We start from the raw sequence: 25816 nt of genomic DNA on the forward strand, positions 1-25816 counted from the left end.
TTTAATTGCGGCGACCTGCCGTAAGTGATTGAATTTTCAATAACTCGACTCAAGTAATGATGGAGATACTTCGCCAGCGAGGTTACTGCCATGCTTGCCGAGAAGTTTTTTCTGGTGCTCGAGACAATCAGAAGTCACGCCTCCGATGATAAGCCATCCGAAGGTAGATCATCCCCAGTCGTGACCGATCCCGTAGCGCAGATCCCGATCAAACCGCCAAGCGAAAAGCAAATTAAGACCGCCAACTGAGGCAGCTTTTTGCTTTTCACGGACGTGGGCGTTCGCACCATTCGAACAGCCCTGAGTCCCGCTCGTCCCAGTCGATCCAGAATTACCATTGCAGTTTGCAGCGTCATCCCATCGCCATCTTGGGCATGTCTTGCTATTGTCATAAAATATTATGCGCGCTTCCGATGGAGTTCCCGTTGAACGCCCAGCAGCCAATCGTGCCCGATCCTGCTGGCGCAGCAATTGCTGTACGACCGGGCGAACAGGCGGAAATCGAACTTAAGCTGCTGGCGCCGCAAGCTATCCTGGAAAAGCTGCGCGAGATGCCCCTCATCGTACAGCATGCGCGCAATCGCGGCGTGGTTCGCCGGCTGGAGACAGTTTATTACGACACACCGGAGAGAGCTCTGTTTCAACGCGGCATGTCGCTGCGCGTGCGGCGCAGCGGCAAGCACTTCATTCAGACGCTGAAACTGCTGCCCGACATCGGGCGACCGTTGGCGCGACGGCAGTGGGAAACGTCGGTTGACGGCATGACTCCCGATCTGGCGCAGCTTCCTGTCACCGAGATCGGCGATCCGCTGACGACGCTTACGCCCGATGCGCTTGTGCCAGCGTTTGCGACGAGAGTTCGCCGGCATGCACGGCAGCTCGATCTGCCTGACGCGTCAGTTGAAATCGCCTTCGACGTGGGGACTATCGAAGCCGGTACGCGTCAAGAAATCCTGTCCGAGATCGAGCTCGAATTGAAAAGCGGCAACGCCGGCGCGCTGTTTGATCTCGGAACGCAGTTGCTCGACGCGGCGCCACTGCAGGTCGGCACACAGAGCAAGGCAGAACGCGGCTATGCGCTGGCGTTCGATGTCGTGCAGCCGGCGGCGAAAGCCGAACCCATCAACATCACTGCCGAGCACGCGGTTGACGACGTCATTGCGCTGCTGGGGGGCGCTTGCTGGCATCATCTCTTGCGCAACCACCCGGTGGCAAAGGAGAGATCCGATCCCGAAGGCGTGCACCAGATGCGCATCGCTCTGCGCCGTCTGCGCACGATCTGTGCGCTGTTCCGGCGCGAGATCCCGTCGCCCTCGTTCGAGGCGATCAACAGCGAAGCGAGGTGGCTGATGCGACAGCTCGGCCAGACCCGTGATTGGGACGTTTTCGCGACCACGATCGTTTCTCGCGTGGCGACGACAACACCGGAGATCGACTTCAGCGGCTTGCGCGAGGCAATCGAGCGGCAGCGCAAGTCGAGCTACGGTAGCCTGCAGGCGGTTCTCGACGATCCGCGCTACAGCCGTTTTCTGCTTTCGCTCGGGCACTGGGTCGAGCGCCGCAGCTGGCGCAACGATATCGACAGCGATGCGCTGGCTGTCCTGTCGCAGCCGATGCCGGCGCTCGCCGACAAAATTCTGGCGCGACAGCAGCGGAAGGTGCGCAAGCGCGGCGCGCACTTCCGGCAGCTCGACACCGCTGCACGGCACAGTCTCAGGATCCAGCTCAAGAGGCTGCGCTATGCGGCCGAATTCTTCTTGCCACTTTACACCGGCCATGGGCCCGCCAAGCGCTACGTGGCCCGGCTCGCCAGGCTCCAGAAGAGTCTGGGACGCGTGTGCGACATCGCAAGTATCCACGGATTGCTCGGTTCTATTGGGCAAGACGATCAGGCCGCGCTTCATCTCGCCATCGGCACGGTGACCGGCTGGCAGGCCCGCGACGAGATTGCAGCGGCGAAAACGCTGCGCAAGAAATGGCGACGCTTCAAGGCGACGCAAGCATTCTGGGGCCGGTAAAGGACTTGCGAAACTCCCGCGCTGAAGATTCTGGACGCCTTATCTGAGGCCTAGTCGCGCTTGGGCGGCTTCCGTTCCAGTCGCAGACGCTGCGCTCTCATGCGCTTTATTTCTTCATCCAGCGCATCGATCTTTGAGGCGCGCGATGCGCTATCCGATTTAGCGTCGCTTTCACGCAATTTCTGCAGGGCCTTCTCTACGGAGAGTCTAGGTGTTTCAGCCATCTTGAACCCTCTTTCAGTTTGCACAGCTGCGAATGGCTCATGCAATCCGACAAGATCGACAAATCCGTTGGGCCAGACGGACGCGCAATGGTCAGCACGCAGCGTAAACGGTTCTTGCAACGACCTTACATTCGAACGGCAGTACAGCTCAGCCGATCCGCCAGCCAACCGCCAATTGGCTCGCGACAGAGAGATCTATACAGAATTACGCTGGCCGGATCGCAACTACAGCGAACCAGTCGAAGTCGACCGACTCACGCCTTCCTGGCCCAATAGTGACCGGTCAGAAGTGGCTACGTTGATCTAGGTCAAGGTCCTGCTCTTGGGTGCAGGAACCATCGTGTCACCCTTGAGCTGCTTTCAACGAAAGATGGAGCATCGCTCGGCTCAATTCGTTCCGTCTCAACCATGGGGAGGACGTTATGAACTGCATCAAGGCAACGGTTGTTGCTGCATCTGCCATCACCGTCGTCGGTATCGCTGCCTCAACTACCAAGGCCGCGCCACTGCCGACCAATGTCGCCGCGATGAAGATCGCGATAGACACGCCCGTGCTGCAAGTGCGCTACGGCCGCTGGTACGGTGGCGGGGGTTACCGAGGTTGGGGCGGCTATCGCGGCTGGGGATATCGGGGCTACCGGGGCTGGGGCGCAGCCGCCACCGGCGCGGTCGTGGGCGGCGCGATCGCACGTTCGGCCTATTACGGCGACGGTTACTCCTATTACAGCGGCGGATCCCCTTATGGCAGCAGCTACGCATATAGCGGTGCGTATGCTTCTGACTACTGCGCTCCCTATGGGTCCGGTGGCTATTATCCTCGCTATGGCATCAGGCGCGGTTATTACGGGTGGTAATCCTTGCCCGTAACGCCCGTTAAGCTACGCACGCAGTGCACAACGTTCGCTGCGAAGCGAGAATGACGATTCGGTCGAATCGCACTCCCCGAGAATAACGCCTGCATTACAGACCCTCCTCCGCGCGCGGCCGACAAAGGGCGTTGTCAGAATCAACGACAGCCCGGATCGGCAAAAGCGTTGATAGGCACGGCGTGTGTCGATGCAGCGATGTCTGCATCAGCTTGATCCAGATCAAACGTCAGCACCTCGGCCAGACCAAGATACGTCACCGTTGCTCGTATGGATCAGCTCCATCGGGCCCACCAATCAAGAATGCATCGGACGGAGACGTACCATGAAAGCAAGTGCCGCTCTCAGGAAGGAAGCCGACACTGGGGATTGCTGGAAGGGATTTCGGCCAGGAGACTGGCAGACCTCGATCAACGTTCGCGATTTCATTGTCCGCAACGTCACGCCTTACACCGGCAACGAGGACTTCCTGGCTGGACCCTCACAGCGCACAAAGGCGGTCTGGGCGAAGCTGCAGCCCTACTTTGCGGATGAGAGAAAGAAGGGCGTGCTAGCGGTCGATGCCGCCTCGCCTTCAACCATGCTGGCGCACGATGCCGGTTATATCGACAAGGATAACGAAGTCGTCGTCGGCCTGCAGACAGATAAACCCTTCAAGCGCGCGATCTTTCCCTTCGGCGGCCTCAGGATGGTCGAGAACGGCCTGGAAGCTGCGGGCTTCAAACCTGACGCGCGCGTGCACGAAGCATTCACGAAATATCGCAAATCGCACAATGACGGCGTGTTCGACGTCTACACACCCGAGATCATGAACTGTCGCCGATCGGGGATCGTCACCGGCCTGCCCGACTCTTACGGGCGTGGCCGCATTATCGGCGACTATCGCCGGGTGGCTCTGTATGGAACCGACCGCCTTCTTGAGGTGAAGCGGGCAGAGCGCGCGCAGATCAACGATATGTGGCCCACCGATGAAATCATCCGGACGCGCGAAGAGCTGTCGGAGCAGATGCGCGCGCTGACTGATCTTGCATCCATGGCGAAGCTCTACGGTCACGATATATCCAAGCCCGCAGCGAATGCACAGGAAGCATTTCAGTGGACCTATTTCGCTTATCTGGGCGCCATCAAGGAAGCCAACGGCGCAGCGATGTCGATCGGCCGTATATCGAGCTTCCTCGATATTTATATCGACCGGGACCTGAAAGCCGGCGTTCTGGACGAAACCCACGCGCAAGAGCTTTGGGACCAGCTTGTCCAGAAACTCCGTATCGTGCGCTTCCTCCGCACGCCTGATTACGATGCACTGTTCAGTGGCGACCCCTATTGGGCGACCGAATGTGTTGGCGGAATGGATCTGGATGGCCGGGCACTGGTGACCCGAAGCAGCTATCGGATGCTGCACACACTTAACAATCTCGGCCCGGCGCCCGAACCAAACATTACAGTGCTTTGGTCGACGAAAATGCCGGCCCCCTTCAAGCGCTATTGCGTGAAGGTGAGCAAGGATACCTCCTCGCTTCAGTACGAGAATGACGATCTGATGCGGCCATTCTGGGGAGACGATTACGGAATCGCCTGTTGCGTTTCGGCGATGCGCCTTGGAAAGCAGATGCAATTCTTCGGCGCTCGGGTCAACCTGGCGAAGGCGCTGCTTTACGCCATCAATGGCGGTCGAGACGAAGTATCTGGCGAACAGATTGCCCCGAAATCGCAGCCCGTGGTCGGTGAATTCCTCGATTTCGACGACGTCATGGCCAAGTTCGATACCACGATGGAGTGGCTCGCCAAGATTTACGTCCACGCGATGAATTGCATCCACTACATGCACGACAAGTATTTTTATGAGCGTCTGGAGATGGCGCTCCATGATCGCGACATCCTGCGCACGATGGCGTTCGGGATCGCAGGTCTTTCGGTGGTTGCCGATAGTCTCAGCGCTATCAAATACGGAAAGATCCGCGTTACGCGGGACGCAACAGGACTTATCGTCGATTTCCAGAACGAGGGTAACAAGTCGACGCCGCAGTTTGGCAATAACGACGACCGGGTCGATCAAATCGCATCAGCCCTCGTGACCAGCTTTATGGAGAAGATCCGCAAGCATCCGACCTACCGCAACGCAACGCATACCCAGAGCGTGCTCACGATCACCTCCAACGTCGTCTACGGCAAGGCCACGGGAAATACCCCCGACGGACGGCGAAAAGGTGAGCCGTTCGGACCTGGCGCCAATCCAATGCACGGTCGCGATAGCCATGGCTGGCTCGCTTCCTGTCTCTCGGTCGCAAAACTTCCCTACAAGGATGCGCAGGACGGCATCAGCTACACGGTTTCGGTCGCTCCCCAAAAGGCTCATCTGTCGGATGATCAACTCGTCGATGAGGCCGTCAAAGCCTTCGACGTCTATTTCGATCGCGGCGGATTCCACATGAACCTGAACGTGATCGACAGGGAGACGCTCGAGGACGCGATGAAGACCCCGGACAAGTATCCGCAACTCACAATCCGGGTTTCAGGTTACGCCGTGAATTTCGTCCGGCTGACGCCGGAGCAGCAGCGTGATGTAATCAGCCGCACCTTCCACGGCCAGATCTGAGCGAGGTGCACCATGTCGACGGTGCAGACACTGGAGCCTGGAAGTCGTCATGACCTCCGGGTCGGGATTTCACCCGACGCGCCCGACGACGACCAGGTCAAGGACCAGGAGGGCGCGTTCGGATATTGCCACTCCTATGAGACGTCCTCCCGTTATGACGGTCCCGGCTTGCGCGCCGTGCTGTTCGTCTCGGGTTGCCTGCTGCGATGCACGTATTGTCACAACCCGGACACCTGGCATCTCAAAGACGGGACTTACGTTTCGGCCGATCAGGTGCTCAGCCGTCTCGCCGATTTCGCCCCTTCTCTTCGGGCCCTCGGTGGCGGGCTGACCATCTCGGGTGGCGAGCCGATGGTCCAGCGTGCATTCACCCAGCGAATATTCGCTGGTGCCAGGAAGATGGGCCTGCACACAGCCATTCAGACCTCGGGCTTTCTGGGTGATCGCGCGGACGATGCCTACCTGTCCGAGATCGACCTCGTTCTTCTGGACATCAAGAGTTCGGATCCCGAAACCTATCGCCGGACGACCGGCCGCGACATCGCGCCAACGCTTCGCTTCGCCGAACGCCTGGCTTCGATGTCGAAGCCGGTCTGGGTTCGGTTCACGCTCGTCCCGGGCGAGAATGACGATCCGGCAAACGTCGACGGAATCGCGAAATTCGTCGCACCGATGAAGAACGTCGCGTGGGTGGAAGTGCAGCCTTTCCACCAGATGGGCGCGTTCAAGTGGAAGGCGATGGGTCTCGAATACAAGCTTGCTGACACGCTGCCACCCAGCCGGGATCTGGTGAACCGGGTGCTCGGACAATTCCGCGCCGCGGGGTGTCAGGCACGCTGATCAATCGACTATTCGGCGAATTCGGGGAGTTTGGAAATATGTTGGATCTTGCACGCGATATCATTGGAAGCCAGCCAATCTTGACAGCGTTTCTGGCGATTGGAGTGGGCTACCTCGTCGGGCAGATCAACATCTTCGGATTTTCGCTCGGGGTCGGCGCGGTCCTGTTCGTCGGTCTTGCGATCGGCGCGTTCGCGCCCAAGGCCCAGATCATCGGGCCCATCGGCCTCACCGGCCTCATCATGTTCCTGTACGGCATCGGCATCCTTTACGGCCGCCAGTTCTTCGAGGGTATGTTTGGCGTAGGGCAGAAGTACAACCTGCTGGCCCTCGTCGCGTGCCTTGCTGGCCTCGCGGTTGCGCTGGTGCTGGGGCACATCTTCGGCATCAAAATCGGACACACGCTTGGCCTCTATGCCGGATCGATGACGAGCACCGCAACGCTTCAGGCGGCGCTCGACGTCATGAAGAACAAGGATCCGTCGATCGGCTATTCGATCGCATATCCTTTTGGGGTCATCGGGCCGATTCTCTGCATCTACTTCATGACACGGATCGTGAAGCCCAAATTCCCTGCAAAAGCACAGCGCTTTCACATGGGCGAGATCTCGATAGGCCAGGCCTTTGCAGGGAAGAGGCTTGACGTACTGACCGGCAACGCCCTCACCGACATCCAGGTCACGATGGTTCGAAAGGACGGGCGCAATCTCGTTCCGGCACCCGATACGGTTTTATCGGCAGGCGACGCGCTGATGGTCATCGCGGAAAGCGAGGAAGCAATCGCCAGCGCGGCTGCGCAACTCGGGAAACTGGAGCCCGGCAAGCTGGCAAGCGATCGCGCCGATCTCGACTACATCCGGGTCTTCGTCGGAAAAGCCAATGTGGTTGGCGTACCGCTTGCCAGCCTCCCGATGCCGGCCGGCTATCCGACCCATCTGCTGCACGTTCGGCGATACGATGCCGATCTCGTGCCCTCACCCGGCCTCATGCTGGAATTCGGCGACCGGGTCGGTGTGCTGACGCCTCCGGACCGTAAGGAAGAGATCCGGCGTCACTTTGGCGACACGGTGAAGGCGGCTGCCGAATTCAGTTATGTGTCGCTCGGCCTCGGGATGGTGCTCGGAGTCTTGCTCGGACTTATTCCGATCCCGATTCCGGGCATCGGAATCGTCACGCTCGGCATCGGAGGCGGGCCCCTGATCGTCGCGCTCATTCTCGGCAAGCTGCGTCGGACCGGCCCCTTGCTCTGGACCATGCCATTACCGGCCAACATCGTTCTTCGCAATTTCGGCCTGGCGATGTTTCTCGCCACCGTCGGCGTCAATGCCGGACAGCCCTTTGTCCGCACCGTCGCGGAATCCGGCTTCACAATGTTGTTCATCGGCGTAGCCGTTCTTCTGACGACGGTGGCCATCGTTCTGCTGGTCGGCCATTACGTCCTGAGAATCCCCTATGACGACTTGGTCGGCGTCGCCTCCGGTGCGACCGGAAATCCCGCCATTCTGGTCTATTCGACGAAAATGGCACCGACCGAGCGTCCGGATATCGGCTACGCGATGATCTTCCCGTCGATGACACTCGTGAAGGTGATCGCAGCGCAGATCGTCGGACTTCTGGCGACGAGTGGCGCCGGTGGATAGCCCCGCGAAGGGACATCAAGAGCAAGGTATTGGAACGGCCGAGGGTGCGTCCGTGTCGCAACCGCCGATCTTCAATCTGCAGGCTTACAGTCCAGCCGAAATCAAGGAGGCAGTCGAAAAGGTCGGCGTGAAAAAGGCCAACCTGCCGCTTCTGGCGTCTTTCATGCTAGCGATCGTGGCAGGCGGCGGTGTTGGCTTCGGCGCGCTCTACTTTACGATCGTCGCCAGCGATGCGTCGTTAAGCTTCGCGACCATACGCGTCGTCGGTGGACTCGTCTTCTCTCTGGGGCTAGCCCTCGTCCTTGTGGGAGGAGCCGAGCTGTTTACCGGCAACAACCTGATCGTCATGGCATGGGCCAGCGGAAACGTGTCCACGCGGACGATGCTGCGCAACTGGACCATCGTCTGGTTCGGGAATCTGTTTGGAGCGCTCGGCCTCATTGTTCTGGTCTTCTTCTCTCATCATCTCGAGATGAATGATGGCCGCATCGGTCTATCGGTGTTGAATACAGCAGCCGGCAAAATCCGTCCCGATCTGGTGACGCTGTTCTTTAAGGGCGTTTTGTGCAACGTCCTCGTATGCGCCGCTGTCTGGCTCGCTTATGCAGGCAGATCGGTCACCGACAAGATGATTGCCGTCGTGTTGCCGGTCTCCGCGTTCATTGCGGCCGGCTTCGAGCACTGCGTCGCAAACATGTATTTCCTGCCATTGGCGTGGCTGATCACCCAGACCGGTCACGCTCCGGCGAATGTCGATGTATCGTCGATCACCATGGCCGGTATCATTCACAACCTCGTACCGGTGACGCTTGGCAACATCGTGGGAGGCGCCGGCTTTGTCGGCATCGTCTACTGGGCGATTTACCGCGCGGCGTTCGGTGCAGCCTATCGAGATCAGAAATAGCAGGTTCAATTTTATTGCTTGAATTGGCTGAGCAGAATGTCGCCCCAGATCGAACACCACCAACCCGCTGTAAGCGCCACAATTGCGGCTGCCATGTTCTTCGCAGCTGTGGCCGCCACCAGCAATGTGGATGCGGCACCACGTTCCAGGCCCAACCAGATCAAATACGAATATGTTCGCCCAAAGGATCCGTCACACCAGGCGATCTACGATCAGATGAAACAGGGCCAGGCTCTGGAGCACCTGCAGCAATTGCTAAGCCCGCTCCGCCTTCCCTATCCGCTGACACTCAAGGTCGCGAGTTGTGACGGTGTAGCCGACGCATGGTACGAGAACGAAGTCGTGACGCTGTGCTACGAACTTCTGGCGGAGATTCTGAAGACTGCGACGACGCGAGATCTCCCTGCCGGTGTCTCCAAGGCCGATACTATCCTGGGTCCCGCGCTCGATGTATTCCTGCACGAAACCGGACACGCGGTTTTCGACATGCTGCAAATCCCGGTGCTTGGCCGGGAGGAAGACGCAGCCGATCAGTTCTCCGCATACATCATGCTTCGCCTGAGTAAAGACGAGGCCCGCAGAATGATCTTGGGCGCGGCCTACCGTCGCGCAACCGACATTCCGCCACTGGAGACCGAATCTGCCCGTGATAAATTCTCTGATGAACATTCGCTGCCTGCCCAGCGAGCGTTCAATGTCTTGTGTATCGCTTACGGCGCAGACAAGAAGCTGTTCTCCGATATCGTCGAAAAGGATCTCCTGCCCAAACAGCGAGCCGAGACCTGCGAGATAGACTACGACGATGTTACCTTCGCCATGACAACATTGATCGGCCCGCACATCGACAAGACTGCGGCCAAGAAATTTCATGAGGTATGGACGAGAACTGTCAGCGCCCGACGTGCGCGTTTGAATCGCGAACAGCAGTAGACTTTGATTTTTGCGCTGTCGCCAGCTTAACAGACGGAGAGCCCGCCTCATCTCACCCCGAGTAGCGAATGCCGAAAGCCGCTATCGCTCGCTTCTTTCCGACAAACGAAACTTCCCGTCGCGCCTCGCCCATACTTCTTCTGTCGCTTGAGGTAGTAGAACTCCTTGCGGAAATCGAGCCAAACAACAGCATCATCAGGACAATGCGCTCGCGCCTGCGTTTCATATCGAAACGTAGTGAGCGGCTGAGCAGTAACGGCAGTCGGAGAGACAGCGAACGTCACGATTATCAGGAACGCGCATACACAAAGATGCCATCTTGACGTCGCACTACCGCAAACGGCGGAAGACTGATCTGACATCGCCTGCACTGCAACCGTGTTCACGGGAAACTCCAAATCGTCGTGCAGTGCGCCCCGGAAATTTCGGGTGCCCTCGTCCTGAGCGCTTCCTGCGCAATGACAGGGAGCATCACCGCAAACCATCCACGTCTCACTCCTTCAGGGTAATCGTGATCTGGCCGAGGTTGCCGGCAAGCTCCACTCCCGCTCGGGGTCCGCTCAAAGAAATTCTTACACCCTTCCCGTTTGTAAGCTGAATGCCGCCGATCCCGCCAACGAGTGCGCCACCGCTTCCAACGGAGCTATAGGTACCGGCGAAGTCGCTGATCTGCCTTATTCCCCAGGCCCATCCCTTGAGCCGAATAAGGGACGCTCCTGCTGTAAATCCGAGACTTAGGCCCGACACCCTGAACGGATAGTCGCGACCGCGATATGTCACGATGCCGCTGCCGCCGCCGGCGCCCAGGATCAGTCCCGCCTTCAGCAACTTTACCCGAACATAGCCTGGCGCCTGAGCCCGGGACGGCGTCACCGGAACAGTCAATGTGAGCAGTGCAACCGCCGTCAGGTGCATCACGAGCAGACGCAACGCAGATATCCCGTGCTCAGGGCTTTTCTGCATTGACTTTCTTCCACGTCTGGTCCGGATCGAACAGGGACATGCGCCTCACGATCCGGTCTGTCTGCGGTCCGAGATCCTTTTCGTAAACGGTCCCGGCATGGTTGACCATGAACGTCTTGACGCCGGAATTTCCGTATTCGGCAGGCCAGGCGATTAACCCATAGCCGCCGATCATCTTGCCTTTCACCAAATAGATGTGTGCGCCGCCAGGGGCATTGGACCCCTGTCCTTTCAGTATGCGGAAATAGTAACCGTGATACGGCTGCGGCTTTTCACCGACCTGGTAGCCTTCGGTTGAAGCTTCTGCGACCAATGCACCCAATGGGCTCGGATCGCTATCATCACGCCAGAACAGCCCGTCTTTCTTACCCGGCGTCGATACAATCCGCTGCGCATAAACGCCTGCGCCCTCGCCGCGGTCCTTGTCGGCATATTCATTCTGGGCGTCGACATAGGCGAGACTGGTCTGGATCGCATCGAGCTCGTTACGGCCGATACGACGATACAGGACCTCGATGCGGCCCTCTTCAGCATCGAATTCCCAACCCGTCTTGGTGTTGATGAGCGGGATCGGGAACGGAAAGTCGTCCGTGCCGAGCATCAAGGTGGCTCTCTTGTTGCCCTCCGTCTTGATCGCATGCTTGGCGTCATACATGGACGTGAAGCGCAGACGCGTGTCAGCGTCGGCCACCTCGTCACCCGACGAGACGATGTCATCGGCCGCCTTGCCGAGGACCTTTAGAATATCGCTCGCGCCGCTCTTCACCGCGACGGCGAGCGCCGCCGCAGCAGCCTCCGGTGTTGGAAAGGATTGCTGCGCCTCGGACACCGAGTTCATAAGAACCAGCGCCACGACAGCCGCCGCAGTTGTCGTTGCAGCGCGATGGATTGACCTCCAAACAGTCATGGCGACACCTCCGAAGGGATTCCTGCGCCGTTTGCAAGCCAATCACGGTAGGTGCGGAATGTCAGCCCGAGCGTCTCATAATTCACCCGCAGGTAGCCGTCGCTACCCCGCCTCACGGCATCGGGCACCACGTTTTCGACTTCCTGCGCGATCACGCCGACATAGGCCTTCTGGCCGCCAAGATAGCTAAAGCGATAATATCCGAGACCGTTGGCGAGATGGCCGAGCAGGACGACGTCATGCTTCAGGGCGATGTCAGACCGCCGCCCACCGCCTCCGCCACCTCGGAAACCACCTCCGCCGCCGCCACGAAAACCACCTCCGCCACCGCCATGGAAGCCGCCGCCTCCGCGCGCACCAGCGAAGCTCGCCCCGCCGCCACCACGCGGCATGCTCGCCATGCTCGCCCGCCCACGTGCGGACGCCGCCGCCGCCGCGCGGCCGGACGACACATTCATTGCGCCGCCACGATTTCCTCCGCCAGCGCTACGCCCGGCCGCGCCGGCCCCGCCACGGCTAGCCGCCTTCGCACGATCACCGCCGCCTTTGGCGCGATTGCCAGCCTTTGCGCGATCGGCGCCGCCTTTGGCTCGGTCCGCAACGCCGGCGCGATCTCCACCGCCCGGCCGATCTCGCGTGCCAGCGCCAGCGCCGCCTCGATCTCCCGCGCGATCGCCAGCGCCCTGGTTCGGACGCAGCACCTGCTGCCCGTCGCGACCACGGAAGTCCATCCGGTTGGAGGCGCCGGCCTTCAGATTGTTGTTGCTGAAGCGCTGCTGAACATTGGCGTTGTTATAGCGCACGCCCTGGCGATGCGCCGGATTGTGCTGCCAACCGTTTCCAATGTTGGTCGTGCGATGGTTGACGTAAACGTTGCGGTTACCCCAGTTGACGCCACCGCCCCAATAGTTCCCCCAACGCCCGATCGCCCATGCGGTGCCGAAGGCGACCCCCGCCGCGACAACCCCCGCGCCGATATAGGACGGGTACCCGAAGTAATACGGTGGATAGTCCGCATAAGGCCAGGCCCCGTACACCGTTGCCGGATCGTAATACGGCACGTAGACCGCGGCAGGATCCGCCTGCTCGATCACGACCACCTGCTTGCTCTCCTGGGTCTTGACGCTCACCTTTTGCTGCTTGGTGGTGACGAGCTTTTTGTTGTCGTAGGCTTTCGCCCGCAGCCGCTGGATCGCATCCATGATATCCGGCTGTTGAGCGAGCACCGCATCGCCAAGGCTCTTTGTCCAGTCGACCTTGTCGCTCATCATCGCCAGGACGTCCGGAGTGCTGACCAGAGCCTTGACGCTGTCGTCCCACGCCTGCTTATCGACCGCTTCCTTCAGCGCGTCCCCCTTAAGCGACTTGCGTTCCTTCGCCCAACGATCTGCCTGCACTACCTCCAGCGGGTAGGTCGATGCTGCCAGGACATTAGCGAGCAGTTCGTCGGGATAAAGCGCAATGGGTGCGACCAAGGCCTCAAGTTGCTCAGGCTTCAGCAACTCTACGCTGGGCGTTGATTGGCCCACCGGGGCGCCTGAAGCCGGCGCCTTGTCAGCCGTTTGAGCCGAGGCAGCAACAGGGATAGTCATCATCAATGCAAGCGTGATCAGGATCTTGCGCCAGCAGAACATCTCACCCTCCTCCGGGCTTCACTCCGGAAAGCATCGGTCGAAGCGAGGTGGGTCCTTTGATCAAGATCAAGGAAAGGTAGCGTTGCGCAGTGCTGCGATGCGGGAATTTCGGGCTTTATAGTGGCGTGAGCCGCCCGCGAGCAATTGGGATCGTGATGATAAAAAGCGCGCCGCCCGATTCTTGATTCACTGCAGAGATTTGCCCGTTGTGCGCCTCGACAATGGTGCGAGCGATGGCGAGCCCCATTCCCAAGCCTTGCGGTTTGGTGGTGAAGAAGGGATCGAAAATTTTCTTCATATCGCCCGTCACGATTCCAGGGCCGGTGTCGCCAATTCTGATTTCGGCATGCTGATCCAGTCGCGCCGTCGATACGTTGACTGCACCAGCTCGCGCATCCGCCTCCGAGATTGCATCCATTCCGTTAATGATCAGGTTGAGAATGACCTGTTGCAGCTGAACGGGATCACCCTTGACGTTCAATCGGCCCGAGACGCCAGCAAACTTCAGTACGACGCCGCGTCGATCGGCCAACGCCGCCACAAACCCGATCGCCTCCCGCACCGTGTCGTTCAGATCAATGTCCCTGATCTCGAACGGCGTTTTCTTCAATACGCTACGAAGCCGTCGGATCACCTCGCTGGCCCGTTGATCGTCACGCCTGATGTCGGCCAGAATCTCCCTGACCTCGGCTAGATCTGGCGAGCTTTCCTTGAGCAAGAGTTCCGCCGTCTCTGTGTTGGTGAGAATGGAGCCGAGTGGCTGGTTCAGCTCATGCGCAATAGAGGTAGTCAACTCTCCGGCGGCCGAATAGCGGTTGACATGCGCGAGTTCTGCCAGTCGCTGCCGCGCTTCAACCTCAGCAAGACGCCGCCGACGACGTTGGTGCAACAAGCTGCTGATCAACCCCGTCTGGACCAAAATCACGGACGCGATCAGCAAAATCTGCCAGCGATACTGGACCCAAATATCGGGCTCACGGAACAGGATTGTACTGCCCGGCGGCAGATTTCTCTCACTGATGCCCCAGCGCTGCATTTTCCGCCAATCGTATTTCGGTGCGGCAAACTCAATCGGTTCGAACTTGATGTCCCCGGGCTTTTCACCGCCAAGGATTCGGATCGCAGCATTGACGGTTTTGTTGCTGGTCTCGGCGATCGAATGCATCGGACCACCAACGGTTTCTCCGCTAAAAAACGGCTCCTGGTAGGAAAAGATCGGGGCATTGGCCACGGCATGAAGGCTGCGCAGGGCCAGGTCGCCTTCGTGAACAACACCAGCACGGTCGACTGACATTAGGCCCCAGAACAGGACGGTATGCGGCGTAAGCACAGATGCTCTTTTGAGGATTTCCGCGAACGAAAGATCGGCGTAGTAGACAAAGTTGACTCGATCTTCCAAGGGCTTCAATTCCCGCTTCAGCTCTTCGAGCCAGAATTTCTCCAAAGCAGAGGCGCCTATCACAACGGCGATGGTCTGCGTCTCCGGCAAGACCTGAAGGATGTTTCTGAAAGCGGCCAGAAAATCATTCCGAACCGAAATGACGGTGTCATTTTCCGTGAGGTTCACGCGGTTCACAAGCCGCTGCTCCACCACAGTCAGAACCATCGGAGTCCCGGGAAAGAGACGCTCGCGATACTTCTGAACGAACCTTGCCGCGGGCGCCCCGATGCTCAACACGATATCGGCGGGATGGCTCTGGTAAAGCGAGTTCAAATAATCGACGAATGGAGCTTCCGGGCCTGGACTGTTGAACCTCGCCGTTAATAACCCATGTTCCTGGATGTCCAGCGGCCATGGCGATTGCTGCTGAAGCTCGGCCTTGATACTCGCGGCGTATTCACTCCAGGGACGAAATTCCCGACCAAACGAATGCAGCAGCAGCACGCGTTTTACTTCGCTGCGCTCGGCGGCGCCAGCAGATCCGGTTGGGACGGACATCCAGACCAGAATGCAGACACAGAGACGCGCGGCAAAACGTGATAGATCTACGGCAGCAACGGAGACCCGTCGTCTCATCCTCTTCACCAACCGTCTGAGACTCGCGAACGACTACCATCGCACAGTGTCAGCGCGTGTGCATTTCTGCAACAGTTGACCTCGGCAGCACCGGCCTCAACAGACCGTCGTGACACGTCCGTAGGCATCCACGACTTGCCTGCATGTCGAACCATAGTAAGCACCCGCCGCCCCGGCCGCAGCTCCTACCGCGACGGCCCGGCGCGTGGTTCGGCGCGCTACCCCCGCATAGCTCATCGGTGTCAGCGGTCGCCCTACTCTCGCTTCAGCTACTGAGAATAGTCCATGCTCTATGATGTTTTTGCCACTCCATGACAATCCCGCTGCAGAGGACATCAGTACGGCTGTGACCATGATCACTCTTCGCATCAGTTTCATTTCCTTGCTCCCGACGGTGTCCCTGGGGGAATCTCATCAAATTCTGCCATAGCGCCAGAATTCAGATCGACTTTGGTCACGCCGGCAGGCGGCTTGAATACAAATGTGTCGGCGTCAGCGACGGCGTCGGTCTTCCAGTCCCTGATCCGGAGCGTGTATTGCGGTGCTCCAGTCACCGCTTTGCTCGTGATCACGTATTTTCGAGGCAGAGGCCGCGCTCCACTCTCGATCCATATTTGCCAATCCGTATCCACGCCTCGGAACGCCAGATGCTCGCATTCAACGCCATCGATCATGCCCTGACCGATATGTTGCGCCTGGAGGACATTGGACATCAACTCGTCATAAGCGTTTGTCAGCAACAGGTCCGTGCCCGGCATCGCCGCGCCTGTTTTTGCCTGGATCAGATCAATGAGCTGGTCGACCGTGCCCACAAGATCGGCTTGAATATACGCCTTGGCATTGTTGCCATAGATCGACGCGGTCTTCCCGTCGTAGATGAAGTCAACGTCGGTATAGCCGCCCGTTCGGCTGATGCGAAGCTTGTCCGGTCGCGAGAGCTGAATCTTTCCAGAGCTGGTAAACTGGATCTTCTCCAGCTCCGGCGTCACGACCTCGACATCACTATCGAATGTCGCGGAGATCGACTTCTGCGCCGCCGTGTAGTCGGCCATCGCCTTAAGCAATTTCGTCGGATCATCCGCGCTCGCCAGCTGCGTCGTCAATGCGATGAAGGCGGCAACTAGTGTCATACCGGCAACGCGCTTTGTATTATTACCAGCTTGTCTTCTCTTGTTCATGGCATTTCTCCACTGATCCGATCCATCCTTCAGCACGGATTTTTTTTTGATGCAGGTTTGGCCCGCCTGAAGCCCATCGAATGGGCGCCAACTCCGCTAGATCTGGCAACGGTGGTATTCCACTTTCATATCCACCATTCCCGGAAACTCACGAGAGAGCGTGTTTTCATCAATCACGTTCAGGATGAATTGGACGTGAGAAAGCATAATGCTGGACGCACAAGCAGCGACCAGGTTGATGGTCTTATCGCTTTCCTTCTTCGACCTGATCTTGCAGTTCTCGTGCTTGCCCCGAAGTCGATCGGCTTCCGCGATGAAGCCGCCGCCATACACTCCGGAAAAATTTGTAAACGAGATCTGTTTCGCGCGTCCTTTACGGGTGAATACCTTGTTGCACTGATCTGCGCTTGTCGCCCAGGCTCCAGCAAGCTCGATCGCCTTTGCACCCGGCGACGACAACAACGTTGCGGAAAACAAAGCCGTCGCAACCACGACCAGTTTTTGAAGCATAGTCATTTGATCCCCTCTCAGTGACCACTCAGAACAAGCGTCTTGATTGGCAACAACAACGCCTGGATTCGAAGCAGCAATGCATGCACCAGCCCGGTTGCATCGACTGCATGCAGTGCAAACCCCTTCAACGCGCCGGTGTTCGGGTTGGCAATTTCGTCGTGGTTGCTGGTGTAGGCATTGACGACGCAGGCACTGCCCGGGGTAACTCCCTCAAGACCACCTTTGAAGAGCGGCTCCAGGAAGACGAGAATCGAACCAGGTCTTTGCAAGTTCTGCGGATCAATCAAAAGCTCGCCGCTCCGGAACTGACCGGCGGCGATGAAATCCTGTACGCTTGTGACGACCAACGGAATGATGGTCCAGGGTTTCGAGATACATGTCGCCTCCGCCACCATACCGGGCTTCATGACCTGAGCCTCGATTTGACCGAATCCCGCCTGCAAGCTGCGTCGGCCCGCGCCCTCCGGTATCAGGACGCCAGCCGGCCGCATCAGCTGGTTGACGACATCCCCTGGGCGAACGAGAAATTGCTCGACGCGGCCATCTATACCTGCACGCACATAGGTCTTATCGACATCCACCTGCGCTTGCGCCTGCGCGGCCTCGGCGCTCGCTTTCTCGGCCGGCAGAAGTGTGGACACGCGCAGCAGCGACGATTCCTTGACGGCTATCGCGGCATCGATACCGGACTGCCGCTGATCGACAAGCACCTGCAGCTTTTCGATATCGCGCTGCGGCACGATACCGGGATTCCGACGTTGCAACTCGGTCTTGACGTCCAGCTCATCCTTGGCCTGCTGGTAGGACGCCTTCGCTTCGCCGAGCTGGGCATCCGCCTTGGCAACGTCGGCTCGCGCCGAAATAAGCGACGCGTCGACCTCGACGATCTTTCGCCTTGCGGTCTCCAGTGCCGCGTCCTGCTTCGAACTGTCCAGCCTGAACAGAACGTCGCCTTTCTTGACGTCGGCGGTGAAGTCGACATTCACCTCGACGACACGGCCGGAGCCTTCGGGGAGAATTGGCACCGTCCGGAAGTAGATCGCCGCTGACGTTGTCGAAGGATGAAAATAGAAGATCATCGTGATCAGCCCTATCGTCAACATCAGGCAGCCGGTGATCCCCCACCTCAGCTCGTACCAGATAGAGAAGAACGTGATCTCCTTGCCGAACCGCTTCCCCTGCCGATAACGGCGATAGAGATAATCGGGCAGGATCGTCACCAGCGAGCAGATCATGAGTTCAAGCATGGTCGTGCACCTCTTCCTTCAAGGAGGACTGACTACCAGCTTTGCCGCCGGGCACAGGCTCGACATCTGATTCAGCGGAAGGCGCACCAGCTGTGGCATTCGCGATGCGCTCGACGGAGTCGGCAATGCTGCGCATCGGCGTACCAAAATCCGGCAGGTCGATCATCGCAAGCAGCAGGCCGGCAATCCAGAAGATATGCATGTGAGTGAAGAGCGAGATCAGGCCAAGAACGCCGACAATCTCGAACTGCATCTTGTGCGACTTGTGCGCCATGCGTTCGGGCAGGCTGTGCAGCTTCCAATACAGCGTCCCCACCCATAACAGGGTCGCGACGAGAAAAACCCCCATTACCACCATGAGGGTATCCGCTCCGTCAGCGCCGGGAACGAAAAATGGCACGTGATGAGGAGCTGCCGGGTGCATCTCTCCGCTCAAATCTTCTCTCCCTGCCGCGCGCCCAAACGTTCCGCAGCCACGCTCTGCACCGTGCCTTCCCAAGGTGCGGTCTGCTTGATTTGGATCAACAAAATGCGGCCGGCTGCACCTAACCTTGTGGCAGCCTTGAAGCCGATAGCCACCAGGAGCTCTCAATCATGTCTCGCAGCATCGACGATCTCATCCCAACTGCCACGCAGATCCGCAAGGAGGCTGCGCTCAAAGAGGCCGAAGCGGCGGACCAATATGCTCGCATCGCCGCAGCGGCCGACGCCGAGAAGCGGGCGCTGATCGAACGGCTCAGCCAGCCGTCCGGGAAGAGCGAAGCCGAGAAAGTCCAGCTGGCCTCAACCATCATCCAGCGGGCTGTGCGAAACGGCTTGACGGAAGTTCAAGTCTACCGCTTTCCCAACTCGCTGTGTACCGACAAGGGTCGCGCCATCAATCAGCAAGAAAAGGGGTGGGAAAAAACGCTAACGGGAATTCCTGCTGAAATCTTCCAGCTCTGGAGCGACTATTTGCAACCGCGCGGCTATCGCATCGGTTACCAGACCATCGACTATCCCGGCGGCATACCCGGCGACATCGGCATCACCATTTCCTGGGGAGATTGAGCGTCTGTTGGTTCCAGACTGATCATGGAGTCATGACATGTCAGCTATCGTCCCGACGGAGCGGCTGAAGCGCAAGGATTATGAGAAGCAACTGGAAAAGCTTCAGGTCGAACTTTGTCATTTGCAGGAATGGGTGAAGGCGAAGAACCTGAAGGTTATCGTGATTTTTGAGGGACGCGACGCCGCCGGCAAGGGCGGCTCGATCAAGGCCCTGACAGAAAAAGTGAGCCCGCGGGTTTTCCGCGTGTGCGCCCTGCCCGCCCCGTCTGACCGGCAAAAAACCCAGTTGTTTCTTCAGCGCTACATCGAGCAATTCCCGGCAGGCGGTGAAATCGTGATCTTCGACCGTAGCTGGTACAATCGCGCCGGCGTCGAATATGTCATGGGCTTCTGCAGCCCGGCCCAACACAAACGCTTCCTGGAATTGTGCCCACTGGTTGAGAAATTTGCAGTCGATGCTGGCATCATCCTGATCAAGCTATGGCTTGAGGTCGGAATGGAGGAGCAGGAACAACGGTTCAAGGCACGCATCGATGACCCCCTGCGGCAATGGAAGCTAAGCCCGATGGACACCGAGTCGTTTGATCGCTGGTACGACTACTCCCGCGCGCGCGACATGATGTTCAACGCAACCGATACTAAGCATGCGCCATGGCGGCTGGTCCGATCAGACGACAAGCGGCGGGCTCGGCTCAATATCATCTGGCATATCCTCAAGACGATCCCTTACAAGAAGATCGCGCGAAAGAAGATCAAGCTGGCAAAGCGATCCAACAAGGGTCGCTACAACGATCAGACCGGCTTGCGCCGCATGAAATTCGTCGAGAATCGGTACTGAAACAAACGGAGCCGCGCGCTGCGCGGCCCGTTCGCATCCTGCTTACTTCAGCCGTATCGTAACCCCGCCGACAGCAGCGGATATTTCGGCGCCAACTTTGGGACCGCTGAGCTGCAGGATCACGCCATTGCCATTCTGCAGTTGCACACCTCCGGCGCCGGCCGCCACCGCACCGCCCGCTCCAACCACTGCATAAGTGCCTTCGATCGACGTAGGCCCCTTCAAATTGATCGCACGGCCGATAAGCTTGGTGGTAGAGGCGCCAATGGTGAAGCCGATGCTCATGCCTGAGACCGTGAATGGATATGTTTTGCCGCGATACCTCAGTACACCCTCACCGCCGCCAACCCCGACGATGAAGCCGCCCTTGGTGAATATCACGGCAACCTGGCCCATATCGGCGCGCGATGACGTACTGGCTCCCGTGACCGCGGCAAGCACAGTGACCACTGTAACCACAATTGCATGGACGTTGAATTTTCGCATGACTTTCATTTCCCTCTGTTGTGAGACTGAACTATTGAGCCCGGATCATCGCGAACTATCCGATCGTCCAGACGATAAAAGACGGTATGGCGCGGTCACTTGTGGAGATGTCATACTTCCGGAATGTCGAAGAATTCGGCCGATCCTCGTGCCATTCCGACAAACGTCTGTTGATCCAGGTCAACGCAATCCGCCCCTATGAGCAACGATCCGCGTCGCAGCGCAACAAGGTCACTCTCGCCTCAGATCGCCAAGCACACTATCCATCCTTCGGGTCCAGTTGGCGCTGTTGGTCTTTTCCGCGAAGCCATCGGCTTGCAAGACATCGCGGACCTGGCCACGAGCGCCGACGATCTGGAAGTCGATCCGGCAAGAGACAAGCTGGCCATGGAGGTCGTGAAGCATCTTTACGCCCGCGAGATCGATGAAGGGCGACGATGAGAGGCCGCAGACAACAATCTTGGTGTTCGGCAATGACCGAACCTTTGCCAGCACGTTCTCCATCACCGTTTCCGCATTGATGTAGAGTAAAGAGGCCTCAGGGCGGAAAGCGAGCACACCTGCAATCGGCTCCACGTCAGGGTGCCGCGCGCTATCGGCATATCGGCCTGTTCCTGGCAGGCGCCCGAGAATTGCGACGTTCGGCTGAGAGGCGCGCGCCAGTAATAGGAAAATTGAGGCCAGCGCAGCCAGCAGGATACCCTGAAGGATTCCTAGCATCAGCACAGACACGAGAGCGATCGCCGCCGCATAAAAGTCGATCCGGCTGATGCGCCACATTCGCATGAGGGCAGCGATATCAATCAGTCTGTAAACTGCTGTGCACACGATCGCAGCGAGCACCGCCTTGGGTAAATTGGTCAGGAAATCCGTGAGAAACAGCAGGCAGATGGCCAACGTGCCCGAACAGATAACGAGAGCGAGTGGGGTCTTCGCGCCGGCCTGATCATTGACGGCGGATTGGGATAGTCCTCCCGCAACAGGGTAGCCGTGGCCGAACGCTACCGCAATATTTGCCGCGCCTAGCCCCAAGAACTCCTGTCGTACATCGATGACGTAACCGTGCTTCGCCGCAAAACTGCGAGCGGCTGCTACGCCTTCGACATAGGCGAGCAACATGATGCCGGCAGCGAGAGGAAATAGTTCGTCGAACTCCAGCAACCCAAAGGTTGGCACGGCGATGCTTGGCAATCCCTTCGGAACTTCGCCGGTGACGGGAATGCCGAGCGCCGGCAAGCCGAGCACCGTTGCGACAATGACCGAGAGGATCACGACTGCAAGTCCTACCGGCCTGCCGGGCCATAGACGTTCGCCTTGAAGCAGCAGGATCGCAATAAGCCCGATCACAAGCACGATCCACTGCACGCCGCCGAGTTGCCAAACGAGTGTAGCAACGCGATCAAAGAAATTCCGCCCGCCGCCAGCAACACCAAACAGGCTTGGTAACTGCGTCATGATGATGGTCAGGCCGGCGCCAGCCTTGAAACCGACCAGAATGCTGTCGCTGATCAGGCGCACCAGCATGCTTAGCCGGAAAACCCAGGCAATCACGCAGAGGCACGCAACGGCCAGAGCCGCGATACTCGCAATCTGCACATAGCGAAGCGCGTCACCTGCAGCGAGCGCTCCGACCGTGGCAGCGACCATCAGCGAGATCGCCGAGGTGGGGCCGACGGCGAGTTGCCGCGAGGACCCCAGCAACGCATAGCCAATGCCGCCCAGCATGTAACCGTAGATACCGACCTGTGGCGGCATACCGGCAAGCGCGGCATAGGCCAGCGACACCGGGATCGCATAGGCGGCAAGCGTGACGCCCGCGATCGTGTCGTGGCGAAGCCAGTCAACCCGGTATCCGACAAGCCACTGCGCCGGCGGAAATATCCATCGCGCATTCATGCCAGCCTCCTTCGATCAACGCTAACCAGCATCAGCTGTGCGGATTCGGCCGCAACGCAAAAGAACAAGCAACAACGCAGCGACAGGAACGGTCAATGTGAGCGCTGGCGTCCTCTCTGTAATGAAGGCACCCACAGCCGCCCCCGTACCGAATGTGGCGCAAACCCCGATAAAGATGCAGGACTTCCGTAACAGACCGACCTGCGAATCCCCGGCCACCAAGGCAAATACGCCGTCAATTGCCTGGCGAAGATTTCCCGTTATCATCACCGAACTGTAGTTTGCGCCTTCGACCTTTGTGAAAACCGAGGTCTGCATTGCGGCCACCATCGAGACGCCCAGCGTGCCGGCGACATCCGGCACTCGATTGTGCAACACCCCGACGAGGACAAGAACCGCAATCTCGACGAGGATGCTGATTGGTCCAGCTCGATTACCGGCAACACGACGCAGCCACGCGGCGAGCACTACACCGACCATGAATGCAAAAAGTGATGGTATGAAGTGGAACGCCTCCTGCCACTTCCCGACCATCGCGTTCACCCACAAGAATACCAGATTGGCGGTTTGCGCATTCGCCAGAACGCCATGGGTGATCCAGGTATAGGCGTCGAGACAACCACCGGCGAAGCCCAGCAGCAGCGCGACCAGCAGGCTCTCTTCGCGGCGCATCGGCGGATTGCCGACATGCGCCACAGACATATTGAACCACATCGAGCCAACAAACGCCGGCTCCCCAACGGTTTAGGTTGATCTGAATCAACTGTTTCCGAATTTTCTGCGGTCAGCTCGCAATACGAAAATGCAGGGCTAAGGCGAGCATGCATATCATCCAGCGGATCATCGCGATGGCGGTTCTTGTGTTCGTCGCCTCCGCGGAGTCGACGCAAGCCGAAGAAACGTCTGATGCTGCGCGGATTCAGGAAGAACTCTGGGTTCTGCCGTTACCATTACCGATGTTTGCTTACCTGGTCCGCCCGGTAGGCACCGGCCCGTTTCCGCTCGTTATCATGAACCACGGCGTCGCTCTCAATCCAACTGACCGCGGCTTTTTTCCACTCGTCGAATTTCGCGATGCAGCCAAATGGTTTGCAAGGCGAGGTTACCTTGTGGTGGCACCAGTCGGAAGCGGATATGGCGCGTCGGCCATCGACATTCCCGAGCATGGGATCTTCGGTCCATTCTTCTCCAAGGTCGGCAAATGCACGAATCCCAATTTCCGCGATGCCGGCCTTGCGGTCGCCAAAGTAGATCTCTGGATTATCGATTATCTGACCGCCGAAAAACAGATCGTGCCGAATGATGTCATCGTCGTTGGGCAATCCGCCGGCGGCTGGGCCTCTATCGCTCTATCGAGTGTCAATCCATCGCAAGTCAAAGCGATTATCACCTTTGCAGCCGGCCGCGGTGGCCGTGTTGACGGCAAGCCAAACAACAACTGTGCACCGGACAAGCTCGTCGAGGCTACGGCAGATTTCGGTCGAACCTCACGGATCCCGATGCTGTGGATCTATATCGAGAATGATACGTTCTTCGGTCCGGCGTTATCCAAGAACATGCATGCGGCCTTCACCGCAGCCGGTGGCCGAGCCGAATATCATCTGATGCCGCCGTTCGGAAACGACGGACATTTCTTCATAGGCTCACCGGAAGCTATCCCGATCTGGTCGCCGCTGGTGGCGAAGTTCCTGGATAGCCAGAAATAAGGACCGACGCCGGAGGACAGCTGTGACAGGATCCCACCGCAACGAGCGGCATCGCAGCCATGAAGGGCATCGAATCGCGGCACTGCTTTTCGCTGCATCGGCGAGCATTGTATTCAGCCAATCCGCAGTGTCTCAACAGAGCTCGGCGCCCGCCCTGACAGGGGCAGAAATACGCCCCCGCGGTCAGCGCGACATAAAAGACGTTACTTTTGGGGACTGGAAAAAAGTCTGCTTCAAGCCTGGTGGGGCAAAGGTGCTTTGCCGCACATCGATCACCGGAACCTTTTCGACTGGTCAAATGGCTGTACGGCTCGACATCACCGAGCGCGAAGGCGATACCGCCAGGCGGATACAGATATTCTCTCCAGTAGGAATGTACCTACCGAATCCGGTCGAACTCGTAATCGACCAAGGCAAGCCTTACCGTTTTCCCTACACTTGGTGCCTGACAAACGCCTGTATCGCTGGCGCCAAGGCCGCCTCCCCACTGATCAAAGAGATGAATCAGGGGCGGATCCTGCGGCTGCAATTCGTGGATTCGAGCCTCTTGTCACTCACGACATCGGTACCCCTCAGCCCGTTTTCTGCCGTTTACAACGGCGCTCCGGCACAAACGTTTGAACAAGCTATCGACGAATGAACACACTGGAATCCGCAATCAAACAGAGATTAGAAATTATTTCATCCCCGCATACCAAGTCTTTCGGCGAGAGAAACGAGCTCTGCAAAGGAAACGACCTGCATCTTCTCCATGACCTGGTGACGATGCGCCTTTATCGTGCGCTCGGTTGTTCCTAGCTCATAGGCGATCTGCTTGTTGATTTTACCCCGTACCATCAAGTCGAACACCTGCCATTCCCGCGGCGTGAGGGACGACAAGAGCCCGCGAAATGAAGCGAGCTCGCTACGTTGCCCGTTTTCCGCCTCCAGGCGCAGCAACGCACGCTCGATCGCATCGATCAGCTGCTGCGACGTCACTGGCTTCGTCAGAAAGTCTTCCGCACCAGCCTTGATAGCCTGCACAATCGTTGCCGCATCGACGTGCGCGGTGACGAACACGATCGGCATGTTGAACCCCAGCTCAATCAATTGGCTTTGTAACTCCGGACCGCTCAACCCGGGCATCTGTATATCCAGCAGAATGCACCCTGGCCTCACGGTGAACGGCAGTTGATCCAGCAATTCTGTCGCTGATGCGTATACGGCTACTTCGTACCCGGCCACTTTCAGCCGCCGCTCGATCGCGGTTCGGTATGAAACATCGTCGTCTACGACGTGAACGAGGCCCGGCATTTTACTCGAACTCCGATCAATATGGCAGAAAAGCGCTGCTAAGGCATCGATTCCGGCCGAACGTCTTACG

General features: G+C 58.5%; 25 protein-coding genes. 11 read left to right on the top strand and 14 right to left on the bottom strand.

All coding sequences use genetic code 11. The annotated features are described in order from the left end of the window. Positions 1-425: 425 nt before the first annotated feature. Positions 426-2018, top strand: a complete 1593-nt coding sequence (locus tag AB8A33_RS19565; protein WP_439094241.1) for a CYTH and CHAD domain-containing protein — start codon at positions 426-428, stop codon at positions 2016-2018. Positions 2019-2068: 50 nt separating this feature from the next. Here the strand turns inward: AB8A33_RS19565 and AB8A33_RS19570 are convergent, their stop codons facing one another. Then, positions 2069-2242: a hypothetical protein gene (locus tag AB8A33_RS19570; RefSeq protein ID WP_439094242.1), complete on the bottom strand. Its 174-nt coding sequence runs from the start codon at positions 2240-2242 to the stop codon at positions 2069-2071. 422 nt (positions 2243-2664) lie between these two features. Between AB8A33_RS19570 and AB8A33_RS19575 the strand changes: the two genes are divergently transcribed. The 6 genes from AB8A33_RS19575 (at position 2665) to AB8A33_RS19600 (ending at position 10018) form a co-directional block, all read left to right on the top strand. Continuing rightward, positions 2665-3096, top strand: coding sequence for a hypothetical protein (locus AB8A33_RS19575; RefSeq protein ID WP_439094243.1), 432 nt, complete (start codon positions 2665-2667; stop codon positions 3094-3096). A gap of 337 nt (positions 3097-3433) precedes the next feature. Beyond that, entirely contained in the window at positions 3434-5704 is a 2271-nt protein-coding gene (gene pflB, locus AB8A33_RS19580) for a formate C-acetyltransferase (RefSeq protein ID WP_439094244.1), read from the top strand. Between the two features lie 12 nt (positions 5705-5716). Beyond that, the gene (gene pflA / locus AB8A33_RS19585) at positions 5717-6544 is read left to right on the top strand and encodes a pyruvate formate-lyase-activating protein (RefSeq protein ID WP_439094245.1); all 828 of its coding nucleotides are present in this window, start codon (positions 5717-5719) and stop codon (positions 6542-6544) included. An 80-nt stretch (positions 6545-6624) separates the two neighbouring features. Continuing rightward, a complete protein-coding gene (locus AB8A33_RS19590; RefSeq protein ID WP_439094246.1) occupies positions 6625-8184 on the top strand; it encodes an aspartate:alanine exchanger family transporter in 1560 nt (519 codons plus the stop codon). Continuing rightward, positions 8168-9088, top strand: coding sequence for a formate/nitrite transporter family protein (locus AB8A33_RS19595; RefSeq protein WP_439094247.1), 921 nt, complete (start codon positions 8168-8170; stop codon positions 9086-9088). The genes AB8A33_RS19590 and AB8A33_RS19595 overlap by 17 nt, the downstream gene beginning before the upstream one ends. A 36-nt stretch (positions 9089-9124) precedes the next feature. Further along, positions 9125-10018, top strand: a complete 894-nt coding sequence (locus tag AB8A33_RS19600) for a DUF4344 domain-containing metallopeptidase (protein ID WP_439094248.1) — start codon at positions 9125-9127, stop codon at positions 10016-10018. 492 nt (positions 10019-10510) lie between these two features. Here the strand turns inward: AB8A33_RS19600 and AB8A33_RS19605 are convergent, their stop codons facing one another. The 9 genes from AB8A33_RS19605 to AB8A33_RS19645 form a co-directional block, all read right to left on the bottom strand. Further along, positions 10511-10981 (bottom strand): hypothetical protein, encoded by a 471-nt coding sequence (locus AB8A33_RS19605; protein ID WP_439094249.1) that lies wholly within the window; start codon positions 10979-10981, stop codon positions 10511-10513. Further along, complete coding sequence (locus AB8A33_RS19610) at positions 10965-11888, bottom strand: DUF2950 domain-containing protein (protein WP_439094250.1); 924 nt, start codon at positions 11886-11888, stop codon at positions 10965-10967. The genes AB8A33_RS19605 and AB8A33_RS19610 overlap by 17 nt, the downstream gene beginning before the upstream one ends. After that, positions 11885-13522 carry a DUF3300 domain-containing protein gene (locus AB8A33_RS19615; RefSeq protein WP_439094251.1) on the bottom strand — a complete coding sequence of 546 codons (1638 nt, stop codon included), beginning with the start codon at positions 13520-13522 and terminating at the stop codon, positions 11885-11887. The genes AB8A33_RS19610 and AB8A33_RS19615 overlap by 4 nt, the downstream gene beginning before the upstream one ends. Before the next feature lie 115 nt (positions 13523-13637). Beyond that, positions 13638-15539 (bottom strand): ATP-binding protein, encoded by a 1902-nt coding sequence (locus AB8A33_RS19620; RefSeq protein ID WP_439094252.1) that lies wholly within the window; start codon positions 15537-15539, stop codon positions 13638-13640. A 96-nt stretch (positions 15540-15635) separates the two neighbouring features. Beyond that, positions 15636-15875, bottom strand: coding sequence for a hypothetical protein (locus tag AB8A33_RS19625; RefSeq protein ID WP_439095986.1), 240 nt, complete (start codon positions 15873-15875; stop codon positions 15636-15638). A gap of 38 nt (positions 15876-15913) precedes the next feature. Then, entirely contained in the window at positions 15914-16717 is an 804-nt protein-coding gene (locus tag AB8A33_RS19630; protein WP_439094253.1) for a DUF2092 domain-containing protein, read from the bottom strand. Positions 16718-16813: 96 nt separating this feature from the next. Continuing rightward, a complete protein-coding gene (locus AB8A33_RS19635) occupies positions 16814-17233 on the bottom strand; it encodes a hypothetical protein (protein WP_439094254.1) in 420 nt (139 codons plus the stop codon). Positions 17234-17244: 11 nt separating this feature from the next. Further along, the gene (locus AB8A33_RS19640; RefSeq protein WP_439094255.1) at positions 17245-18477 is read right to left on the bottom strand and encodes an HlyD family secretion protein; all 1233 of its coding nucleotides are present in this window, start codon (positions 18475-18477) and stop codon (positions 17245-17247) included. Next, a complete protein-coding gene (locus tag AB8A33_RS19645; protein WP_439094256.1) occupies positions 18470-18913 on the bottom strand; it encodes a hypothetical protein in 444 nt (147 codons plus the stop codon). The genes AB8A33_RS19640 and AB8A33_RS19645 overlap by 8 nt, the downstream gene beginning before the upstream one ends. 158 nt (positions 18914-19071) lie before the next feature. Between AB8A33_RS19645 and AB8A33_RS19650 the strand changes: the two genes are divergently transcribed. Together AB8A33_RS19650 and ppk2 are read left to right on the top strand one after the other, a co-directional pair. Then, on the top strand, positions 19072-19527 hold the full coding sequence (locus tag AB8A33_RS19650; protein WP_439094257.1) for a hypothetical protein: 456 nt from the start codon (positions 19072-19074) through the stop codon (positions 19525-19527). A gap of 37 nt (positions 19528-19564) precedes the next feature. After that, entirely contained in the window at positions 19565-20365 is an 801-nt protein-coding gene (ppk2, locus tag AB8A33_RS19655; protein WP_439094258.1) for a polyphosphate kinase 2, read from the top strand. Positions 20366-20407: 42 nt separating this feature from the next. Here ppk2 and AB8A33_RS19660 read toward each other — a convergent pair whose 3' ends face one another. The 3 genes from AB8A33_RS19660 to AB8A33_RS19670 form a co-directional block, all read right to left on the bottom strand. Next, positions 20408-20851, bottom strand: a complete 444-nt coding sequence (locus tag AB8A33_RS19660) for a hypothetical protein (protein WP_439094259.1) — start codon at positions 20849-20851, stop codon at positions 20408-20410. A 231-nt stretch (positions 20852-21082) separates the two neighbouring features. Further along, on the bottom strand, positions 21083-22747 hold the full coding sequence (locus AB8A33_RS19665; protein WP_439094260.1) for a SulP family inorganic anion transporter: 1665 nt from the start codon (positions 22745-22747) through the stop codon (positions 21083-21085). A gap of 21 nt (positions 22748-22768) precedes the next feature. Further along, complete coding sequence (locus AB8A33_RS19670; RefSeq protein ID WP_439094261.1) at positions 22769-23449, bottom strand: YoaK family protein; 681 nt, start codon at positions 23447-23449, stop codon at positions 22769-22771. 119 nt (positions 23450-23568) lie between these two features. On the opposite strand from AB8A33_RS19670, the gene AB8A33_RS19675 reads away from it, so the two are divergent. Both AB8A33_RS19675 and AB8A33_RS19680 read left to right on the top strand, forming a co-directional pair. Further along, positions 23569-24453 carry an alpha/beta hydrolase family protein gene (locus AB8A33_RS19675; protein WP_439094262.1) on the top strand — a complete coding sequence of 295 codons (885 nt, stop codon included), beginning with the start codon at positions 23569-23571 and terminating at the stop codon, positions 24451-24453. Between the two features lie 22 nt (positions 24454-24475). Next, positions 24476-25093 (top strand): invasion associated locus B family protein, encoded by a 618-nt coding sequence (locus AB8A33_RS19680; RefSeq protein ID WP_439094263.1) that lies wholly within the window; start codon positions 24476-24478, stop codon positions 25091-25093. 41 nt (positions 25094-25134) lie between these two features. On the opposite strand, the gene AB8A33_RS19685 is transcribed toward AB8A33_RS19680, so the two are convergent. After that, the gene (locus AB8A33_RS19685; RefSeq protein ID WP_439094264.1) at positions 25135-25746 is read right to left on the bottom strand and encodes a response regulator transcription factor; all 612 of its coding nucleotides are present in this window, start codon (positions 25744-25746) and stop codon (positions 25135-25137) included. Positions 25747-25816 lie beyond the last annotated feature (70 nt).

Source organism: Tardiphaga sp. 813_E8_N1_3 (genome assembly GCF_051811025.1).
Taxonomy (GTDB): domain Bacteria; phylum Pseudomonadota; class Alphaproteobacteria; order Rhizobiales; family Xanthobacteraceae; genus Tardiphaga.

What these genes read in the sequence shown, in the direction of transcription:
- AB8A33_RS19570 (WP_439094242.1), bottom strand. Translation starts at nt 2,242, where the DNA reads ATGGCTGAAACACCTAGACTCTCCGTAGAGAAGGCCCTGCAGAAATTG.
- AB8A33_RS19575 (WP_439094243.1), top strand. Translation starts at nt 2,665, where the DNA reads ATGAACTGCATCAAGGCAACGGTTGTTGCTGCATCTGCCATCACCGTC.
- pflB (WP_439094244.1), top strand. Translation starts at nt 3,434, where the DNA reads ATGAAAGCAAGTGCCGCTCTCAGGAAGGAAGCCGACACTGGGGATTGC.
- pflA (WP_439094245.1), top strand. Translation starts at nt 5,717, where the DNA reads ATGTCGACGGTGCAGACACTGGAGCCTGGAAGTCGTCATGACCTCCGG.
- AB8A33_RS19600 (WP_439094248.1), top strand. Translation starts at nt 9,125, where the DNA reads ATGTCGCCCCAGATCGAACACCACCAACCCGCTGTAAGCGCCACAATT.
- AB8A33_RS19605 (WP_439094249.1), bottom strand. Translation starts at nt 10,981, where the DNA reads ATGCAGAAAAGCCCTGAGCACGGGATATCTGCGTTGCGTCTGCTCGTG.
- AB8A33_RS19610 (WP_439094250.1), bottom strand. Translation starts at nt 11,888, where the DNA reads ATGACTGTTTGGAGGTCAATCCATCGCGCTGCAACGACAACTGCGGCG.
- AB8A33_RS19615 (WP_439094251.1), bottom strand. Translation starts at nt 13,522, where the DNA reads ATGTTCTGCTGGCGCAAGATCCTGATCACGCTTGCATTGATGATGACT.
- AB8A33_RS19620 (WP_439094252.1), bottom strand. Translation starts at nt 15,539, where the DNA reads ATGAGACGACGGGTCTCCGTTGCTGCCGTAGATCTATCACGTTTTGCC.
- AB8A33_RS19625 (WP_439095986.1), bottom strand. Translation starts at nt 15,875, where the DNA reads ATGTCCTCTGCAGCGGGATTGTCATGGAGTGGCAAAAACATCATAGAG.
- AB8A33_RS19630 (WP_439094253.1), bottom strand. Translation starts at nt 16,717, where the DNA reads ATGAACAAGAGAAGACAAGCTGGTAATAATACAAAGCGCGTTGCCGGT.
- AB8A33_RS19635 (WP_439094254.1), bottom strand. Translation starts at nt 17,233, where the DNA reads ATGACTATGCTTCAAAAACTGGTCGTGGTTGCGACGGCTTTGTTTTCC.
- AB8A33_RS19640 (WP_439094255.1), bottom strand. Translation starts at nt 18,477, where the DNA reads ATGCTTGAACTCATGATCTGCTCGCTGGTGACGATCCTGCCCGATTAT.
- AB8A33_RS19650 (WP_439094257.1), top strand. Translation starts at nt 19,072, where the DNA reads ATGTCTCGCAGCATCGACGATCTCATCCCAACTGCCACGCAGATCCGC.
- ppk2 (WP_439094258.1), top strand. Translation starts at nt 19,565, where the DNA reads ATGTCAGCTATCGTCCCGACGGAGCGGCTGAAGCGCAAGGATTATGAG.
- AB8A33_RS19660 (WP_439094259.1), bottom strand. Translation starts at nt 20,851, where the DNA reads ATGCGAAAATTCAACGTCCATGCAATTGTGGTTACAGTGGTCACTGTG.
- AB8A33_RS19665 (WP_439094260.1), bottom strand. Translation starts at nt 22,747, where the DNA reads ATGAATGCGCGATGGATATTTCCGCCGGCGCAGTGGCTTGTCGGATAC.
- AB8A33_RS19670 (WP_439094261.1), bottom strand. Translation starts at nt 23,449, where the DNA reads ATGTCTGTGGCGCATGTCGGCAATCCGCCGATGCGCCGCGAAGAGAGC.
- AB8A33_RS19675 (WP_439094262.1), top strand. Translation starts at nt 23,569, where the DNA reads ATGCATATCATCCAGCGGATCATCGCGATGGCGGTTCTTGTGTTCGTC.
- AB8A33_RS19685 (WP_439094264.1), bottom strand. Translation starts at nt 25,746, where the DNA reads ATGCCGGGCCTCGTTCACGTCGTAGACGACGATGTTTCATACCGAACC.